13 protein-coding genes, 2 other RNA genes and 2 pseudogenes are annotated in these 18,304 nt (G+C 62.6%); 8 read left to right on the top strand and 9 right to left on the bottom strand.

The features are described from left to right. Nucleotides 1-21 precede the first annotated feature (21 nt). The gene (locus ASF90_RS19960) at nucleotides 22-2,772 is read right to left on the bottom strand and encodes a S8 family serine peptidase (protein ID WP_055854314.1); all 2,751 of its coding nucleotides are present in this window, start codon (nucleotides 2,770-2,772) and stop codon (nucleotides 22-24) included. 1,724 nt (nucleotides 2,773-4,496) lie between these two features. Next, entirely contained in the window at nucleotides 4,497-5,129 is a 633-nt protein-coding gene (locus tag ASF90_RS19955; protein ID WP_055854309.1) for a carboxymuconolactone decarboxylase family protein, read from the bottom strand. A gap of 714 nt (nucleotides 5,130-5,843) precedes the next feature. Here ASF90_RS19955 and ASF90_RS19950 point away from each other — a divergent pair. The 5 genes and pseudogenes from ASF90_RS19950 to ASF90_RS24550 all read left to right on the top strand — a co-directional run bounded on the left by ASF90_RS19950 (nucleotide 5,844) and on the right by ASF90_RS24550 (nucleotide 10,020). Then, on the top strand, nucleotides 5,844-6,260 hold the full coding sequence (locus tag ASF90_RS19950; protein ID WP_055854306.1) for a hypothetical protein: 417 nt from the start codon (nucleotides 5,844-5,846) through the stop codon (nucleotides 6,258-6,260). Further along, nucleotides 6,257-7,567, top strand: coding sequence for a sorbosone dehydrogenase family protein (locus ASF90_RS19945; protein WP_055854305.1), 1,311 nt, complete (start codon nucleotides 6,257-6,259; stop codon nucleotides 7,565-7,567). Before ASF90_RS19950 ends, ASF90_RS19945 begins: the two co-directional genes overlap by 4 nt. Nucleotides 7,568-7,962: 395 nt before the next feature. Beyond that, nucleotides 7,963-8,039: non-coding RNA, sX9 sRNA (locus ASF90_RS23035), on the top strand. A 70-nt stretch (nucleotides 8,040-8,109) separates the two neighbouring features. Beyond that, nucleotides 8,110-8,796, top strand: coding sequence for a thermonuclease family protein (locus ASF90_RS19940; protein WP_055854302.1), 687 nt, complete (start codon nucleotides 8,110-8,112; stop codon nucleotides 8,794-8,796). Nucleotides 8,797-8,964: 168 nt separating this feature from the next. Continuing rightward, nucleotides 8,965-10,020, top strand: a pseudogene (locus ASF90_RS24550) (Gfo/Idh/MocA family oxidoreductase). 159 nt (nucleotides 10,021-10,179) lie between these two features. Here ASF90_RS24550 and ASF90_RS19925 read toward each other — a convergent pair. From ASF90_RS19925 to ASF90_RS19900, 6 genes are all read right to left on the bottom strand, one after another. Next, nucleotides 10,180-10,431 (bottom strand): hypothetical protein, encoded by a 252-nt coding sequence (locus tag ASF90_RS19925; protein WP_055854288.1) that lies wholly within the window; start codon nucleotides 10,429-10,431, stop codon nucleotides 10,180-10,182. Then, entirely contained in the window at nucleotides 10,431-11,777 is a 1,347-nt protein-coding gene (locus ASF90_RS19920) for a hypothetical protein (RefSeq protein WP_055854285.1), read from the bottom strand. Before ASF90_RS19920 ends, ASF90_RS19925 begins: the two co-directional genes overlap by 1 nt. A 14-nt stretch (nucleotides 11,778-11,791) precedes the next feature. Beyond that, nucleotides 11,792-12,943: an SPFH domain-containing protein gene (locus tag ASF90_RS19915; protein WP_055854282.1), complete on the bottom strand. Its 1,152-nt coding sequence runs from the start codon at nucleotides 12,941-12,943 to the stop codon at nucleotides 11,792-11,794. 231 nt (nucleotides 12,944-13,174) lie between these two features. After that, complete coding sequence (locus ASF90_RS19910) at nucleotides 13,175-13,450, bottom strand: hypothetical protein (RefSeq protein WP_055854279.1); 276 nt, start codon at nucleotides 13,448-13,450, stop codon at nucleotides 13,175-13,177. Nucleotides 13,451-13,620: 170 nt separating this feature from the next. After that, nucleotides 13,621-14,046 (bottom strand): YqaA family protein, encoded by a 426-nt coding sequence (locus ASF90_RS19905; RefSeq protein ID WP_055854276.1) that lies wholly within the window; start codon nucleotides 14,044-14,046, stop codon nucleotides 13,621-13,623. A 200-nt stretch (nucleotides 14,047-14,246) separates the two neighbouring features. Beyond that, on the bottom strand, nucleotides 14,247-14,789 hold the full coding sequence (locus ASF90_RS19900; protein WP_055854273.1) for a TetR family transcriptional regulator: 543 nt from the start codon (nucleotides 14,787-14,789) through the stop codon (nucleotides 14,247-14,249). Nucleotides 14,790-14,935: 146 nt separating this feature from the next. On the opposite strand from ASF90_RS19900, the gene ASF90_RS19895 reads away from it, so the two are divergent. From ASF90_RS19895 to ASF90_RS19890, 3 genes and pseudogenes are all read left to right on the top strand, one after another. Next, entirely contained in the window at nucleotides 14,936-15,625 is a 690-nt protein-coding gene (locus ASF90_RS19895) for a DUF1349 domain-containing protein (RefSeq protein WP_055854269.1), read from the top strand. Between the two features lie 210 nt (nucleotides 15,626-15,835). Continuing rightward, a non-coding RNA gene (locus ASF90_RS23025) (sX9 sRNA) lies at nucleotides 15,836-15,912 on the top strand. Nucleotides 15,913-16,014: 102 nt separating this feature from the next. Continuing rightward, nucleotides 16,015-16,263: pseudogene (locus ASF90_RS19890) on the top strand (MFS transporter); the annotation flags it as partial. A gap of 640 nt (nucleotides 16,264-16,903) precedes the next feature. Here the strand turns inward: ASF90_RS19890 and ASF90_RS19885 are convergent. Continuing rightward, nucleotides 16,904-18,301, bottom strand: a complete 1,398-nt coding sequence (locus tag ASF90_RS19885; RefSeq protein WP_055854263.1) for an alginate export family protein — start codon at nucleotides 18,299-18,301, stop codon at nucleotides 16,904-16,906. Between the last annotated feature and the right edge of the window lie 3 nt (nucleotides 18,302-18,304).

Here is an 18,304-nt window from a genome sequence, read left to right as displayed (position 1 = left end):
GCTACCACCACCATCGCCGGATCAGAACTGCCAGCGCAGACCGACATTGGCGTTGATGCTGTTGGAATCGGAACGACCACGCTCGGCGCCCACATTGCCGTACAGCGAAAACGCGTCGTTGACCTGGTAACGCACGCCGACCGAGGCGCGCACGGCCTGCTTCGACACCGGCGTCCCGGCCACATTGAAGCGCGCTTCCGGCAAGCCGGTGAACCAGGCGGTGAAGTCGGCATTGGGGTTGCCCAGCAACGAGCGGTACGCGACCAGACCATCGAAGCCCCATTTGCCGCGCGCCAGATGACCGCGGACGCCCACCTCGCCGTAGCCAGAGCGCAGGGTGTCGCTGCCGGCGCTCAGGCCCAGACCGGTCACCGACGCCTCGCTGAAGGCATCCTGGGTCTGGCTGACCACACCCGCAGCAACGAAGGGCGACAGCCCGGCATGCGGCAGCAAGCCGACTTCCGCGCGCAGCGACCAGTTGGTGTCGTGGCGACGGTCCTGCAGACGCTCGCCGATGCTGCCGGCCTGCACGTTGCGCTCGGTGTCCACATTGCTCATGCCATACGAACCAATGCCCGACACGTACGCCTGGCCGATGGGCTGATACAGATACGCGGTCATCGCATAACGGTCCGAGCGCAGGCGGCTGGCCGACGCATCGATGTGCGCGCGGTCCTGGCCCGAGGTCACTGCCGCACCGACCACCGTGCCGGCACTGCCCAGCGGCAGATCCACACCAAAGGTGGTGGCCTGCTGGGTGTAGTCGGCCGAGGCGAACCCGCTGCGGCTCAGATCGCCATCCAGATAGCTGCCCTGCATCCAGGTGGTCAGCGTGGTGGTGTCGGCCAGATAGGGCAGGCGATCGGCAGCAACGCGTGCATCGTTGAGTGCCGACTGGAAGCCCAGCGTGCGCTCGATACCGTGCACCTGGCCGGCCAGGGTCGGCAGCGATGCGGCAACCTGCGCATTGGATGCCGCCAGCAGCGAGCCGGTGGCGCTGATCAGGCCACCCAGGTTTGCGGTGTCGCCGGAGGCCACGCGGGTGTCCAGCACCTTGACCAGCGCATCGGCCTGGGCGGCACCGTTGACCACTGCCTGCGGCGCACCGGCGGCCTGCGCGCTGGCAGCCGACGCATTACGGGTCAGGGTTGCGGTGACGGTGGTCGGGTCGTAGGCAAGCGATGCGGTCCAGAAGAAATTGTTGGTGTACTGCACACGGTCGAACGTGCCTTGCAGGACCCCGGCCTTGACGATCTTCTCGCTGCTGCCGACGGTGTAGCCCGCCGCTTCCGGCAGCAATAGCAGATTGCCTTTCAGGCTGGCCAAACCGGTGACGGTCAGGCCCTTGCCCAATTCGATGGCGGTCGTGCCGGTGTTGTTGACCAGGCTGTAGCCGCCGTTGATCACGCCGCCGCGCGACTCGAAGGTGGCCGAGTTGGCCACCAGAAGATCCGAGCGCAGGCTGCCGGACAGTGCGAGCACGCCATCGAGAATGGTGGTGCCGCCGGTATAGGTGTTGTTGCCGCTCAGGGTGAGTTTGCCGGTCCCGCCCTTGGTAAAGCTGCCAGTGCCGGAAATGTCGTTGCTGAAGGTGCTGTCGTAGCCAGCACCTACGCTGATCCCCCAGTTGCTGGCGAACTGGCCCGGGCCCTTGATCGCCTTGGCCGCGTTGACCAGGCCCCAGCCATACAGCGCATCCACGCCCGGGTCGCCCAGATCGGTAGCGGTGGTCAGCAGGGTCTGCTGCAGGTTGGACGCGCTCATCCACGGATACACGCTCAGGACCTGCGCCGCGACGCCGCTGACCGCAGCGGTGGAGAACGAGGTGCCTGCGATCTGGCCCTGTAATTCGGTGCCGGCCAGCGCCGGCGCGGTGAAGCTGCCCGGTGCCACCAGGCACCACTGCGCCGCGGCGCCGCAATGATTGGAATAGCTGGTCAGACCGGCCGCATTGCCGGCATTGTCGACATTGATCGCGCCCACCGCCAACCAGTTGTTGCGCACGCTGGCTTCCTGCACCGGCGTCGCTGCCGGATACGAGGCTTCGGCAGCGCCTTCGTTGCCTGTCGAGGCGACGATCAGTGCGTCTGCCTGCACCAGCGGCGTCAACGCAAACCGCCAGGCGGCTGCGGCGTTCGCGCTGCCGGCGGCGTCGGCATACGAAGCGCCCAGCGACAGGTTGGCGATGCGCACACCCGAGGCGGCCAGATCCACCGCAGCGCGGCGGGCCTGCTGGGTGCCGCAGGAATTCTCGGCGCAGATACGTGCATAGAACAGGTCTGCATCCGGAGCCACGCCACCGGCAAAGCCGTCCTGCGCCGAGCCCAGCACCAGCGCCGAGACGATCGTGCCATGGCCGCGCAGCGCATTGGACGACGACTCGGGCGTGCCCGGGCTGGCGGTGTAATCGCTGAAGCCATCGACCTTGCCGGCAATCGGCGCGTAACTCGGCACCAGGTTGTCGTCCAGCACCGCCAGCTTCACGCCCTGGCCCCGGGCACCGGCTTGCTGCGCCAGATCGGCATTGATCGGCACCAGCAGATTGCTGCCGACGCCTTGATAGCGGGCAGGCGCAGGCGTCGGAACTGGCGCGGTCTTGGGCAGCGGATCGGACGTCGTGCCCGGGGTGGTGGGCGCGGTCGGCGTGGGTGCCGGCGCAATCACGGTGCTCTGCGGCGGATCATTGCGGACGTTGCCGCCACCGCCACCACCGCCACATGCGGTCAGGACGAGACAGGAGGCGATGGTGGTGGCAAGTAGCGAGCGATTCATAAGAGTGGTCGATTCCGTTGTAGGCGCGCCGCTACTGCTGATTCTGAAATTTGGCGCAGAAGGTCCCAGCGCTGGTGGTCACCAACGAAGGCGTTTAATTTCACGTTTTATTCACTTCAAACCGCAGCGATCCGTCCCCTCGGAGTTGCGCTGACGGAGCATGCGGCGAATACGCTGATGCACTCGCCGTGTGCTTGCGGTTTGTTTAACGGCGCTATCCATTAACTCTAAAGTCTGAATGGACAGTTGCTATTCAGAGAAAAGAATCGAGTGATAGGCATCGCCGATTTAATCCATAGCTAAATCGGATTAGAAACCGGCTAGCAGGTCAAAATGCAGAAAAACGTCGGACCGAACTCAACAATTATGCGTCACATTTCGCAGAGGGCGATAATCCTAAATGCGATAGAGCGCGCGGGTAATCAGGGAATCATGTCAAAGATGTCGGTGAATCCCTCACCCTTGGTAGCGGATTCAACCGCAAGTTAGTCACTCTAACGGACTCTGCCGTATGTAGGTAAATTTTGAATAATGTTGTTTAAGGCGACGATTAAAGCTGTCTAAACGGTCATTATCTCTCGCCTTTTTTGCGATAAGAACGCCCCCGGGAAATGCCGACCGGCCTCTTCCGATTGTGCAAAATTCGACGCCTGAAGGCTCAGATTTCGCAATCGGTTGCATTAAAAATGAACGATTTGAATAATTCGGTTTATTTTTGGGGTGAATTTTAATTTATTTCTTTCCCGGCGGATCAGGGGTGAGCTAACAGTTATTCAATCATCCACTCTCGAAATTCAGGTTGGTTTCCGGCGCGAATTGGGGAGTGCTGACGGTGGCGGGCAAGCTTTCGACATCTTCGGCATTCGAAGCCTGCAAAGGTTCAGCTCGCTGGGTGCGGAGGCCAGTGACCTCTGCTCCCGCCTTACCGCGAAAGCCGGTGGCGTCGCGGCTGTGACTGTTTGGGGGATCTTCTCAGGCAAGGCTGTGCCGTCTTCATTGACGGCACAGCCTGGAGACCGACTCTGTGGCCGGGCTATCTTCACAGGCTGCCGTGGGCGATCACGTCCGCAGCCGATTAGTACGTCACCAGGTACTCCAAAGGCCACTGCTGAACATCCGCAAGATCGACCCACCACCCGCATGGGTTCGGAAGGTATGGCGTGGTCAGATGCACATGGAAGTCCGCAGTGGCACCCGAATGGCGCGTGGAGTACCTTGAGCGGTGCGCGGGCAGTTGACGCGTCAGCGATAGGTGGCGCATCGGCACTAAACGACGCGTTTGCAGCGCAAGACACGCAGCGTCGAGATCAACGGGTCAAGGTGCGCGCTGGCCGGGCGCGGTGGTCGTCGCTTTTTCCTGGCCAATGCGCACCGCATCCTGCAATCAGCGGATGGGGATGGCGATGGACGGCGCCGACAGGGGCAGCGGCACCTCGCTGCTTGCCTCCCAACACGCCGATCTGCGGGCTGTGTTGAGGATGCCGCTGATGAGCGGGCACCCGACCACTGGCGCGCACCTGCGGCCGGGTGGTTGCAGAGCGCGGCGCAGCTCGGCAGCAATCTATCCTGGCAACACATCGGCCAATGCATCAGGAGACAGATACGCAAGCGCCAGGAGCCGCGCCACCTGCGGCCAGGTCGCTGCCCGCCACGCGGCGGCACACTGGGCGAATCTTTACGCTGCGACTGCGGCTGCCAATGGCTGCATCAGTTGGTCAGTACCGTCACTGCGTCTTGGCCAGGGCGGCCTTGGCGCGGGTGCCGGCCGCGGCACCGACCCGTTTATCCAGCACCTGCGCAAGCGCATTGAGCTGCGCGCTGCTCACACCGATGTTCATGCTGATCTTCAGATGCGACTGCAATTGCGAATCCACGCCCTCCAGCGCTGCCAGCATGCTCACCGTCGCCAGTTCGCGGCTCACCCAATCGAGGTTGTCGCGCGCAAAAATGTCGCCGAACAGGTGCGTCTTCAAGTACGCATCGATGGCCGGTGCGAAGTCGAACAACGGTCCCGACACCGCAGCCCCCACCAATTGCGTCTGATTGGCGGTACCCAACGCAAGCAGTTCCGGCCCGGTCGGCACCGGGCCGGGCAGCGCGCCCTGCGCGTCGGTCACACCGCGCTGCTGTCGCGCCTGGACCACCTGCATCAACGCCGCAAGTGCATTGAGGCTGCGCGGGAAGCCGGCATAGGCGTAGACCTGTACCAACACTTCCTTGCATTCGTTGACGGTCAGGCCAGCATCCAGACCTGCCTCCAACGCATTCTTCAAACGGTCGATATCGCCGATTGCCGCAAACGCGGCAATCGGGGCGATGGCTTGCTGCTGGGGCGACAGACTTTCTGAGATGGGCATACCGATGGACTCCGGGGAACGTGCTGCCGCGGGGGAGGGGGCAACGACACAAACAGCGGCCGCGCCAAGGGCGCAGACCACTACATGAGCGATCAATGGGCGCCAACGAGGCGCATTGATCGGTCTCTCAGGTCCAGATCTAGGGATCGATACGGTGAAATCCAAGCGTTAACCTCCTGTTGCGCGGCAAACAACAACGTTACGCGCGTCTGCCGGCGGGGTTGGGCTGCGCACAGAGACCGGCATGTACGAGCGGTACATGCCGATTCCGAGCACCCGCAGCCCCGTTGGGTAGTCGCGCAGTCGTGTTGTTGGTCGCTCTTGGTGAATCGATACCTGCAGGCCAGACGCACTGCGCGAACGCGACATGCACGCACCGTAGCGGGGCTCGACAGGGCAGGGCGCCAGCATGCCGTATCCGCATGGCCGTTCCATCCATGTGCGCCGCATGCAGTTATGAGATGCACTCATCAGCGAGTGTCCGCACCACCTTGAGGCGATGAATTCCCTGAAAAAGTCAGCGCTCGCTGCAGACACACACTCGACGCATACCGATGCCATGCAGTCTTTCCGCATCGCCCAGCGCAACAGCCTGGCGCGTGCAACAGTGCGTTCGTGGCATGTAGAGGTGCGATGCGCTGAATATCGCCTTTCTCATCACACGCCAGCTGGCAGCATCGGGGCACGTTTCGCCATCGCCCCAATGAGTTCGCCATGAATGCAGCCGCCGTTTCGCCCCGTCGCTGGGCCATCCACCCGTTCCATGCAGCCGTGCTTGGTGGTGTATGGCCCTTGTTCCTTGGCGCGCTATTGAGCGACTACGCCTACTGGAGCAGCTACCAGATTCAGTGGAGCAACTTCGCGTCCTGGCTGTTGGTCGGCGCCATGGTGGTGACCACCATCGCGCTCGTGGCCGCCATCGTCGCGCTGGTGCGCGGCAGCCGCAACTTCATTTATGTGATCGCATTGGTGGCAACCTGGATCGTGGGATTTTTCGACGCGCTGCATCACGCGCGCGATGCGTGGGCCATCATGCCGGCGGCATTGACGCTGTCGGCAATCGCCACACTGTTCGCATTGCTTGCCACCTGGTCGGGGCTGTCGGGTCTGCGCGTGGGAGGTGCACGATGAGCCGCTACACGCGTGTACTTGCCGTCTCGGTTCTTGCTGCTGCGCTGGCCGCCTGCGGCAAGGCACCCGAGCTCGATCAGCATGGCGCCACGCCAGAGCTGCCGTCCCCGGATCGCGGGGTGCTGCCTGACATGACGATCGCCGAACCAAGTGCATGGGGCGACCGCAAGCCGACCGTCCCGGCGGGCTATCGCATTACCGCTATTGCCACCGACCTCGGCATTCCACGCCAGACGCTGGTGTTGCCGAATGGCGACATCCTGGTGGCCGAAGGACGCGGCGGCTCTGCGCCAAATCTCAAGCCCAAGGACATCATCGCCGGCCCAATCAAGGCCAAGGGCACGTCCAAGGCCAAGAGCGGCAATCGTCTGACGTTGTTGCGCGATGCCGACGGCGACGGCACCTATGAATTGAAGACGATCTTTGCCGACAAGCTCAACGCGCCTTATGGGCTTGCGCTGATCGGCAATGCGCTCTACGTCGCCAACCAGGATGCGCTGGTGCGCTTTGACTATCGCGACGGCCAGACCAAGGCCAGCGGCGCGCCGAGCAAACTGACCGATCTACCGTCGGTCATCAATCACCATTGGACCAAGGCGCTCACTGCCAGCGTAGATGGCCGTTATCTGTATGTGGCGATCGGCTCCAACAGCAACATCACCGAACGCGGCATGGCTGCAGAAGTCGATCGCGCGCAGGTCTGGCAAGTGGACGCGGCAACCGGTGCGCACAAGCCATATGCCACCGGTCTGCGTAATCCCACCGCACTGGCGATCCAGCCCGGTACCGGCGCGCTGTGGGCAGTCGTCAACGAGCGCGATGAAATCGGCCCGAACCTGGTGCCCGACTATTTGACCTCGGTACGCGAAGGTGGCTTCTATGGCTGGCCTTACAGTTATTGGGGCAAAAATGTGGACGCACGTGTGATGCCGCAGGACCCGCAGAAAGTGGCCTCTGCCATCGCACCCGACTACGCGCTGGGTTCGCATGTGGCCGCGCTGGGTGTGGCGTTCTCGTCTCCGGTGCTGGGCGCGAAGTTTGCCAACGGCGTGTTTGTCGGTGAACACGGCAGCTGGAACCGCGACCCGCCAGTGGGCTACAAGGTGGTGTTCGTACCGTTCCGCGATGGGCGCCCGGCAGGCCAGCCGATCGACTTCGTGTCCGGCTTCCATGGCGATGACGGCAAGACGCGTGGCCGCCCGGTGGGTGTCACCGTGGACCCGCGCGGTGCCTTGATCGTGGCCGACGATCTGGCCAACATCATCTGGCGCGTGACGCCAGAGGCCGCTGCAGCCGCGCCACAGTAAGCAGCAATGCGAGAGCCCGCCCGGTTGCATGATGCGCCGGGCGGGCTTTCTTTTGCCGTTCTGATCACACGAGACGGCTAGTCAGCCAGATGCTTGGCAGTGCGCCCGAGTAGCGCAGGGTGGGTGCGCAGCAACGCAATGCATGCGGAAGACTGCGCGCTGTGACAGCGACGGGTTGTGTGCATCCCAGTGCGTCGTCTACTTCAAAGGTCGTCGTGCGCAACTTGCAAAAGATAGCCATCCCCTTCGCATTCGCATACAGTGCCGGCCCTGCGTCGGCACTGCCGCGCGGACGTCGGGCGTCAGGACAGCGCCGGGCAAGGCCATCCGGCCAAGAGCAGCTAACAAAAGGACTGGGCAGCCGCCAGGCGGGCGCGACCGGTGCTCGGTGCGGCATGTACCACGCGTACACGCCGGTTCCAAGCGCGCCGTTCACACCCGCCTGACGACTGCTCGCTACGTTTTGTTAGCCGTTTTAAGAATGCACACACGGGAAAAATGCAAGGACGACTTCTACCGATTGCCAAGGGACGTTGTTGTCGATGTTGTTCAGATGGTTGTTGGGTGTTGTGGGTGTCTTACTCGTTTTGCCTGCCGGCGCAGCAGAGCTTGTTGGAAGGGCCGCCGTCACCGATGGCGATACCATTACCGTGGCGCACAAGCGCATCCGGTTATGGGGAATCGATGCGCCGGAAAGCGCGCAGCAGTGCAATGATCCAGACGGCCGTGCGTGGCCCTGTGGCCGTCGCTCTGCAGCGGCGCTGGATGGTTATCTGATCGACAAGACCGTGCGATGTCAGCAAAAGGATACCGACCGTTACGGACGCGTCGTTGCCGATTGTTTTGTTCAAGGGCAATCGGTCAACGGCTGGATGGTGCGCAATGGTTGGGCGGTGGCGTATCGCCAATACGCAACTGCGTTCGTTGCCGATGAGCGCATCGCGCAGCAGCAAAAACGCAATCTCTGGCAGGGAACCTTCCAGCAGCCTGCCGAGTACCGGCGCAACAAACGCCATCACGTTACATCGCGCGCAGCAGCAACTGCACCGGCAGCCGTGCCGGGCAAGTGCGCCATCAAGGGCAATATTTCCGGCAAGGGCAGCAAGATCTTCCACATGCCGGGTCAACGCGATTACGCGCGTACCAGCATCTCTACCGAGAAGGGCGAGCGCTATTTTTGCTCGGCCCAGGATGCGCTGAATGCCGGTTGGCGGCGCGCCGCACGTTAAGCGGAGATGGGACTCAGTCGGCCAGGCACGGGAGGCAAGCACATGCAGCACGCGCACTGGCCGCGTCTGCTTTGCGCTGTTGCAGCCCTGCGCCTGAGGCGCCATGCCACGCCGATCAAAACGTGTGGTTTGCTAGCATCGTTCGCTCCACGACAACGCAGCGACCCGATGCCGATGCTCCACATCCCCGCGCCCGATCTGTTCGTGCCTGGCCAAGGCGAGCCATCCCTGCGCTGGGGCGTGCTCGGTCCCGGCGGGATCGCATCCGCATTCGTGCGTGCGTTGCGCAGCAATACCCATCAACGCCCGGTGGCAGTTGCCTCGCGTAGCAGCGAGCGTGCGAACGCGTTTGCGAAGACCTGGGCGATCGACCGTGCGTACGACAGCTATCAGGCCTTGGTCGATGACCCGAACGTCGACATCGTCTACATCGCCACGCCGCATAGCGAGCATCTGGAGCATGGGCTGCTGGCGCTACGCGCCGGTAAACATGTGCTGATCGAAAAGCCCATCACCACCTGCGCCGACGATGCACGCCTGCTCGTGTAGGAAGCGCGTGCACGCGGCCTGTTCTTGATGGAAGCGATGTGGAGCCGCTACCTGCCGCAGACCTCGGTGATCCGCAAACTGCTTGCCGATGGCGCGCTGGGCGATGTGCGCCAGGTGTTTGCCGACTTGAGTCAGCGTGGACCCAGCGACCCTGCACATCGGCAACGCAGTCCCGAACTTGGCGGTGGTGCGCTGCTGGATCTGGGCGTCTACGCCGTGCAGTTTTCCTCGATGATCCTCTCTACGCCCACTGCAATTACCGCCGTCGGTGAGCTCACTGACACCGGCGTCGATGCTTTTTCCACCATCATGCTGTCGCATCGCGCGCATGCGCAGTCCACCTTGATCAGCTCCATCGTCGCGCGCAGCAGTTCGATGGCCTACGTCACCGGGACAGACGGCCGCATCGACCTGGTCGGCGATTTCCACAATCCAACCACGCTGCGGATTGGCAATAACGCTGACGCCAGCACGCCGGTCGAATGGACCGACCCGACCGGCATCAAGGGCTATGAAGGGCTGTCATGGCAGGCAAATGCCGCCGCACGCTATATCGGGGAAGGCCGCAGCGAGTCGCCGCTGCATCCGCTCGACGAAGTGGTGCAGATCATGACAACGCTGGACGTGGCGCGTGCACAGCTGCACACAGCTGCACGCAGCTGCTGCAACGGCTGACGCTGATGCCGCTTGACGCGCCTCACCGTTGTCAGGGGAGCCGCTACATCACAGATCGCAAGTACCTCACGGCCGCACCACAACCACACCAACACACCCACATCGCGTCAATCGCTCTGCCTGCACACCCAGCAACCACAGCAGGCGCGGCGCCATCGATCAATCGCCCTCGCGTCGCACCCGTGTACGGTAGGCAGACACATTGTCGCCATCGATCTGCGCTTGGCGCGTGCCGATGATGGTATCGACCTTGACGTCGGTACCGGTCACCGGCTGTGCATCGACCTTGGTTTCGCGCTCGAACGCATGCGATTGATCGGTGTTGCGGTAGTACCGATACAGCATCCAGTACAGCGCCGAGCCACCGGCCGGGCCCGCCAACAGCAGAAAAAGAACGCCATCATCGCTCATCAAACACCTGCCAGAAAAAACACAACCGCCGCTTCGATCGCGGTGCCGGCAGTCAGCGCAGCCAGCAGCAGTTTCCATTGCTGGACCGGCACGCTGCCCATGGTTTCGCCGGTGCGGCCATTGACTGCGACGTAGTGCAGCATGCCGCCGTCGCGACCGGGCTGATGGTACGAATACAACCACACCGGCAGATACATCGACACCCAGCGCGTGCCGTGCACGTCCAACCGCTCCGACTCCCAGCGCACCCCACGGCCATAGCGCCTGACCGACGGTTCGACCTGCGCACGTGCGATCGACAGCAGCTGGTCTTTCAGCCGGGCGCGTAGCTGTGCGATGTCGCGGTCGCGCTTTTCCGAGCTGAAACCTGCCAGATACGAAGCGTTCCAATGCACGGCGTTCTTGGTATCGAACGGCAGGATCGCGTTGATGATGTTGTTGGTGTTGACCCGGCTGTCCAGATTGCCGCGCGCCGCGGACGACTCCAGCGGCAGATCATCCACCGTGAATTCGATCTGTCGACGCACCTGGTACACGTCGGCGTCGTAGTAGGTCTGTTTGTTCTTGTCGGTGCCGCGGGTGTACTGCCGTAGCTTGATCTCGCCCATTCCCGACACGCTGGCGCTCACATTGCCGTCGACGATCATGTAAGGCAGATACACACCCACCACGTTCTCGGGCGTGAACTGCTGCTTGAACGCCTTCAATGCAAACAACCGGCGCTTGCCCACGAACTGACGGATGCGCGCTACCGCATCCTGCTTGTCGATATGGAAGGGCAGCACCGCATCGGGAACCGCGCCGTTGGCCACCTGTTCGTTGACGCCGAACACATGCCGGCACCAATGGCAGCGCGCCGTCATGGTGCTTTGCGTGTTGATGGTGACCTCGGCCCCGCAACCGGCGCACTTGAAGCTCATCAGGCTGGCCGCATCCGCAGCGATGTCTTGCGCACCGGAGGCGACGACCGTGCCGCGCAACGCGTCGAGGCCTTGCCCGAAGCCGAATGCCTCTTCGACCCGCACCCCTGGCCACTCGGCGCGGCAGTACTGACAGACCAGCAGGTCGGTGCCGAGCTTGGGGCGGATATCGCTGGAGCCGCAGGCCGGGCAGCGGTTGAGGCCGTCCTTGAGCTCGGCAGCTGCGGTGTCGATCGCCAGTGGATCGGGAGCCAGTACTTCCTCGCGGATCGGGCCGGGCAGGGTGGCCGGGTCGAGCGCCAGGCTACCCGGCAACGGCGGCACGTCCTGTGGTGAGCCTGGACCGGTAGGCGGTGCCGCACGCAATGGAGGCAGTGGAGGCGGCTGCAGTGGCGGCAGCGGCGGCGGAAAGCGGGGATCGGACATGACGGCGAGCGCGCTTACAGACCCAACGCCCTGGCCTTTGCGGCATCGTAATCGGCCTGCGTGATCAGGCCCAGATCCAGCATGTCCTTGGCCTTTTTCAACTTGGCCACCGGATCGTCCGCCGCAGGCGTTGCTGCTGCGACAGGCTGCTGCAGCGCACCCACACCGCCTGCCAAACCCGTGGCCATGCCCACGCCCACCAAACCTGCCGCTCCTCCGTGTTCGCCTGCCGATTGCAGACCCTGCGCTACGCTGGCTTGCAGGTTGGAGTTGCCACGCGCCCCGGCCAGCGCATCGGCGCGCTGCACGGTCTTGAGCAATTCGCGCGTGTTGGCGTCGTACTCGATCGACACGATAGTGGTCTTGACGATTGCCAGACCACGATCGGATTTCCACTGATACGCCTGCTCCACTGCATCGGACAGGCTGCGCGCAAACCCCAGCGAATCCTGCTGCAGTTTGGTGATGCGATTGCCCTTGGCCGGGTCGTTCGTATACAGGCTGAAAGCGGGCGCGAGCGAGCCGACCACTTCGTTGAACAGCTGACTGGCCGCGGCGTTATCCAGATCGGTGAAGTCGAAGATCGCGCCCGGTTGCAGATAGCGCGCCGGCACAAAATTCTTCACGAACAGGATGGGGTCGACGATCTTCAAGGTGTACGCGCCGCGCGTGATCGCGCCCACCTGCGTGCCCAGAAAGCCGTCGTCCCAATAGATTTCGGACTGTGTGCCGAAGCGGTTATCCGGCAATTCCTTCAGCGAGACAAAAAACGCTGCCTGCTGAGATCCGGGCTGACCCCCGAACTTGAAGCGCTCCCAACTCTGCCGGATCAACGGCGCCACCAGCCCGTCGCCCGCAAACAGCGATTGCGCATTGACATCGTCCGAGCGCCATTCGTAACCGCCGGGTTCGGCCACAAACCCGGTGATGGCGCCATCCTGCAACAGCAGCAATCCATAGCCTTCGGGCACCACGATCTTCGAGCCATTGCTGATGATGTTGGACGACGCGCTGGTGTTGACGCCACGCCCGGCGTTGCTGCCGTGCGAAACCGCAGCGAACAGCGCTGCCGTCGCCGGTAGATCCGCCGGCACGGTATAGAAATCCTTCCACTGGTCGGCCAATACGCCGCTGACCGCACCTGCCACTGCCTGGATCAGACCCATGACAACATCCTGTAATTGGTAGACCCGCAGCGTACCCGTCTTGCGCACGCAACTCTATGCCGTGCGTCGGGTGCGGCGTGCCGCCGGTGGCGCCTGCAGAGCGGTCGGAGCCTCCATCGAAGACAGCGGGTTGCACCGCACGATTGCCTGACATGCAAAACCCCGCATCCGCGGGGCTTTGCATTCGTGCATGGCGGCGGCGTAGGGCAGTGCGCTACGCCAGCGCGGTCATCACGGCAGATCGCACTTGATCTTGCCGTCCACGTAATAGGGTTTGGGGACGTCGGGATTGGTGCTGGTTTTTTCGAACACCACTTCGAACGAGGCCATGTCCACCTTGCCCTGTCGCGACGTGCAGGCGTCCTGAAGTTTTTTCTTCACCGCGGCAATGCCAGCTTCGCGGTTGGCGCCATCGGCGCTATTGGTCAGGTTGGCCACTTCGGCCCAGGCCTGGGTGCTCAGGCCGAGCAGGCATCCGGCGAGCAGCATGCTGTGCAGCTTCTTCATACGATCTCCTTTGCAATGTCCATTGTGCAATGTCCCTGGATGCGCGGCAGATGGGTTGCAGCGCGCCGACAGCATAGGCGTGCCACGTTAAGAACCCGTGCGCAGCCACCTGCGCCACTGGCGCGCTGTGTCATGCGCGCTGCAGGTCGTGCAGGCTCCACGTCCTGGCACTAACGGGCAAGTGCCAGCGTTGTCCATGCAAGTACGCCGTAGCGCGTGACCTTGGCGATCGTCACCAATGGCAGGAAGACGCGCAACGGTTCGCGCATGACTCCGGCCGCCAGCGTCAGTGGGTCGCCAATGATCGGCATCCAACTCAGCAGCAGCGACCATTTGCCGTATCTGCCATACCAGGCCTGCGCACGCGCCAAGGCGTCTGGGGTTACAGGAAACCAGCGCCGCCCCTGGAAGCGCAGCACCTCGCGACCCATCCACCAATTGATCAGCGAGCCCAGCACGTTGCCGACGCTCGCAGCCGTCACAAGCCCCACCACCGAACCGCCATCCAGCAACAACGCAACCAATGCCGCCTCCGACTGCGCGGGAAGCAGCGTAGCGGCAATCAACGACAGTGCGAACAGCGAGAGATAGGTCAAGGGCAGCCTTTGGTTTGATCGTCACGTTTTGAATTTCAGCGGAAGTTGGAGACCTTTGACTCACGCATGCGCTGGTGCGCGAGCGGCAGCGACATCCGCAAAACCTCACCTCATAAATTCAGTGTGCAGCGATCAACCCGTCGCCATGCAGTGGAGGTTGCGATGCTTGCACCGCTCAATTGTGCAGCGCCCAGCACGCCTCACAGCAGGGCCAGCTGCCCCACCGCATTGCGCACGCTCTTCTTGGTCATACGCACCACCGAACGATGGATCGTCATGCCTTCGATCAAGGCATCGATCGCACTGGCAGCGGGTTTGGAAAAATGCAGTTCCAGCGCCGCGCGGCTGCGTGCCATCCATTGCTCCATGATCGCCGTCATCTCCGGGTGGCGCCGGGCAAACGCATACAGCTCGTAACTCAGCAGCAGGATCCGCGGCGAGGCGGTACTGTCGGCAAAGATGATGTTCACCACTGCGTCGCAGGCTTGGTCGCGGTTCTTCGCAGCGCGGATCTCGGCGGCGAAGTTCTTCGAGACCTCCTGCGAGAAGCGGGTGAAAGCCGCGATCAGCAGCTCATGCATGGAGCCGAAGTAGTAGGTGGTCGCGCTCAACGGCACCTGTGCGTGTTCGGCAACCTTGCGAAAGGTCGTCCCGGCCACGCCATGCTCGACGACCACCTGCAAGGTGGCCTGCTCGATGTGTTCTTTTCGATGTGGGTCTTGCCGCCAGGTCCTGCTGCTCATCTGTCTTCATGCACGTATCGACCAGGGCGATGGTAATCCAGAGTTGACGTGCCAATTGGTACGGATGTACAAATTGACGCTACTGGCTTTACGATGCCCGCAGAAAGGCACCCGAGAGCATTGCTTTTTCGTCACGAGGACTAGGTATGACGGGTTCGGAAAAACACCAGGTCGATGTTGGCCGCAGGGCGACGCTGGGCGGGTTGGCCGCTGGCGGCGTGGTCATCGCAACCGGTGCAGGTGCAGCGCCATCCAGCCACTGGCAGCAAGGCAAATGGCTCAATGAACCCAAATCGCACCGCATCCTGAGCGGCGATGTGCTGGAGGTCGTCACCGACAAGGGAACTGACTTCTGGCGCGAAACCCATTACGGATTCACCCGCGATAACGGGCATTTTCTTGGCATCGCGGCGCCGGCAGCATTTACCTGCCAGCTGCGCGTGCGCGCAAAGTTCGAGCAGCTCTACGACCAGGCCGGGCTCATGATCCGCGTCAACGAGCGGCAGTGGGTCAAAGCGGGCATCGAGCTCAGCGACGGTCGCGCGATGCTCAGCAGCGTGCTGACCGATGGTAAATCGGATTGGGCCACAGGACCGTACGAAGCTGACCCGTCCGACTTCTGGATCCGCGCCACCGTCGACAAGGGCGTGCTGCGTCTGCAAGTCTCCAAGGACGGCACGTATTGGCCGCTGGTGCGGCTGTGCCCATTCCCGGTGGCCAGCACCTATTTGGTTGGTCCGATGACCTGCACGCCAGAGCGCGAAGGCTTGAAGGTGCACTTCTCCGACTGGAAGCTCGGCCCGGTGCTCGGCAAGGATCTGCACGATCTGTCCTGAGGGTTTAGCGCAGCCAACAAAACAGCTGCGTTCACCGCCAGGCGGACGTGGCCTGTGTTCGGTGCTTGGTGCGGCACATGCCACGCGTGCATTGCTGTTCTGAGTGCGCCGTCTACACCGAGCTGATGACTGTTCGCTCTGCTTTCCTGGATCGGCTAAAAAAACGACTGCGTTTACCGCCAGGCGTGGGTGACCAGTGCTCGGAGCGGCATGTGCCACGCGTACATCCCGGTTCTGAGCGCGCCGTCCGCATGCATCTGACTACTGATCGCTGCGTTTTGTTAGCCGCTCTTAGTGACTCTTCACGCCGTCTATCGCCTGGCAGCCGGTGTCTTCGCAGTTGGATGACTGATGACGTCTCATGCTTCACACCGTGCGCAGCAGCACGCATCGGGTTGGGATGCGCCAACATCGCACCGGCGTTGTTTTCGATGGCCGGACAACAGCGCGCCATGCCCGAGGGCATGGCGATCACCGCAATGACGACACTCGGCTACGCTGGCGTCCTGGCCGGCCCCGCCTTGATCGGCTTCGCCGCCCACGGCTGGGGACTGACCGCCGCGCTGATGCTTGTGGCTGCCGCCATGTTTGCGGTCGCCATTTCTGCCCGCTGGTTGCGATTGGGTAACGCTGAGTAGGGCGGGGGAGGGCTAGGCCAACGCCTTGGTCATCAGCATCCCATGGTCACGGCAGCGATCAGCATCAATCGATTGGCTTGCATGTTGCGGTCTCCTGTTCTTAAGACATGTTGACCTCGATATGGATTTCAATAGCCGCCACCCGGTAAGGCGGCGGCCCTCGCTCAGTCGCGCCACACCACCAGATCTATCTGTGCAACCAGTAGATCGATCCCCGACACCGCGCCGCCCAGTAGTGCGGGCCAACCAGCGTTGCCTAGTCACGTCAGGTACGTTCCCACAGTGGTCGCTCAGGTGGGAGCCGGCATTGGTGCCAAGGTGGAGCATCCGCTCCGCGTGAGCAAACGTAGATTCGTTCACCAGTGCTTATGCGTGTGCTTTCCATGCACTGATGAGTGCTCGCAGCATTCTGCTAGACGCGATAATCCATCGACCACACATGCGGCCGGCGCGCTGCAACGTCTGCCGCACAAGGCGCGGTGCTGTCAGCATGCAGGCATTAACTGGTCAGGAGCGCTTTGCGCTCATGTACTGATGCGTCGATCAACGCAACGGCGCTTCGGTCGCATTGGCGTCTACGTTCGCAATGAATGCTTAGCAATCAGCTAGCTAAACGCAGCCGCGGGCGATCCAGCACCAGCTACCACATGAACTTCATCTCACAGCCAAGGTAATTGCTGTCGTGACCGCCGGCGGTACGCACGGTGTCGCCGGCCTGGTAATGCACGGCTTCGATGGCGGTTTGCAGGTGTGTGTTGAGCTTCCAGTCACCGCGCAGCTGCAGATAGCGGCCGGTCCAATGACTGCCGGTGCCCGCAGTGCCGGCCAACGGAATGTCAGGCTGCACATACACGGCGTCGGCAGTGCTCTGCCGCCATAACAGGCCGAGCGAGGCGGTAACGCTCAGCTGCGCGGTGGGCCGCAGGGTGAGCATCGGTTTGATCTGCAGCAAGTTGCTATAGCCGGTGTAGCCGGCCAGGTTGATGTACGCGCCGTTCGGAAATAGCGGGTTGAAGGTTTCAAGCTGTCCATCGTCCGGATGTCGGTCGCCGGAGGCGGTGTCGACCTGCAGCCCCAGGCGCGGCGTCAACGCGCTGTCCTGCCAGGTGTAGCCGGCCTTGAGGCCTAGTGCCCAGGCACGCGCGCGGCTGTTGCCGACCTTTCCGCGTTGCCCCATCGCCTCAAGGTCCCAGTCCAACGCAGTGTGCACACCTGCGAAGCGGGCATCGACAATGTCGCGGCGCTCGTTGCCGGCCGCATCCAGAAAGCTGGCGTCATCCTGCCGATAGCGTGCGTAATACAGCGACAGTTCGTCGCTGCCCAGGACGTGGCGTTCGACGCGCACGGTATCAAGGCGCAGATGTCGATTGGAGAAGTCATCGAAGCTGCGCACATCGGCGTACTGCACGGGCTGGCTGACAAACGCAATCCAGCGCCATGGGCCGGTCTCGTAGTTGACCCACACCGCGTCGAAAGATTGGCGCACGTTTGGGCCATCACGCAGCGAGACGAATCGCTGCAGGTCGAAGGCAAACTCCTGCCGGCCCACGCGCAGTTTTATATCGCCATCGGCCAGTGGCGCGGTGTAGGCCACGAACGCCATGCGCAGGTCGGCACGATTGGCATCGGCCGGGCCGATGCGGCGTTTATCCACTGCGCGTACGTCTTCCAGTTGGGTAAAGAGCTGCAAGTGCTCGCCAACCCGCACGTCCAGATGCGCCTGCAGGCGATGCAACAGATAGCTGTCGCTCTCGCGGCCGATACCCAGCGCAGGCGTGTGATTGCTTTCGAAGCGTTCGCGCAGGTTGATACCGAACGATGCATAGCCGGCGTCGCCAAGCGGCACATATTTCAGGCGATCGAACGGGTGCGTGCGCAGCGTAGGGTCAGCAAGCGGGGACCAGTCTTCCTGCCAACGGTTCGACTTGATGACAGGGCGTACCGGTGTAGCGGCGGTTGCATCGACCGAAGACTGCGCCCATGCATCGGCGCATGGGCACAGGACCAACATCAAGGGCAGTGTGAGGCGTAACGACATGTG

The sequence above is a fragment of the Xanthomonas sp. Leaf148 genome (assembly GCF_001423585.1).
Taxonomy (GTDB): domain Bacteria; phylum Pseudomonadota; class Gammaproteobacteria; order Xanthomonadales; family Xanthomonadaceae; genus Xanthomonas.
Note: the sequence above shows the minus strand (reverse complement) of the source record. Positions and strands in the feature narration are given on the sequence as shown.

Coding starts and splice junctions, on each gene's coding strand:
- ASF90_RS19960 (WP_055854314.1), bottom strand. CDS start 2,772: ATGAATCGCTCGCTACTTGCCACCACCATCGCCTCCTGTCTCGTCCTG.
- ASF90_RS19955 (WP_055854309.1), bottom strand. CDS start 5,129: ATGCCCATCTCAGAAAGTCTGTCGCCCCAGCAGCAAGCCATCGCCCCG.
- ASF90_RS19950 (WP_055854306.1), top strand. CDS start 5,844: ATGAATGCAGCCGCCGTTTCGCCCCGTCGCTGGGCCATCCACCCGTTC.
- ASF90_RS19945 (WP_055854305.1), top strand. CDS start 6,257: ATGAGCCGCTACACGCGTGTACTTGCCGTCTCGGTTCTTGCTGCTGCG.
- ASF90_RS19940 (WP_055854302.1), top strand. CDS start 8,110: ATGTTGTTCAGATGGTTGTTGGGTGTTGTGGGTGTCTTACTCGTTTTG.
- ASF90_RS19925 (WP_055854288.1), bottom strand. CDS start 10,431: ATGAGCGATGATGGCGTTCTTTTTCTGCTGTTGGCGGGCCCGGCCGGT.
- ASF90_RS19920 (WP_055854285.1), bottom strand. CDS start 11,777: ATGTCCGATCCCCGCTTTCCGCCGCCGCTGCCGCCACTGCAGCCGCCT.
- ASF90_RS19915 (WP_055854282.1), bottom strand. CDS start 12,943: ATGGGTCTGATCCAGGCAGTGGCAGGTGCGGTCAGCGGCGTATTGGCC.
- ASF90_RS19910 (WP_055854279.1), bottom strand. CDS start 13,450: ATGAAGAAGCTGCACAGCATGCTGCTCGCCGGATGCCTGCTCGGCCTG.
- ASF90_RS19900 (WP_055854273.1), bottom strand. CDS start 14,789: ATGAGCAGCAGGACCTGGCGGCAAGACCCACATCGAAAAGAACACATC.
- ASF90_RS19895 (WP_055854269.1), top strand. CDS start 14,936: ATGACGGGTTCGGAAAAACACCAGGTCGATGTTGGCCGCAGGGCGACG.
- ASF90_RS19885 (WP_055854263.1), bottom strand. CDS start 18,301: ATGTCGTTACGCCTCACACTGCCCTTGATGTTGGTCCTGTGCCCATGC.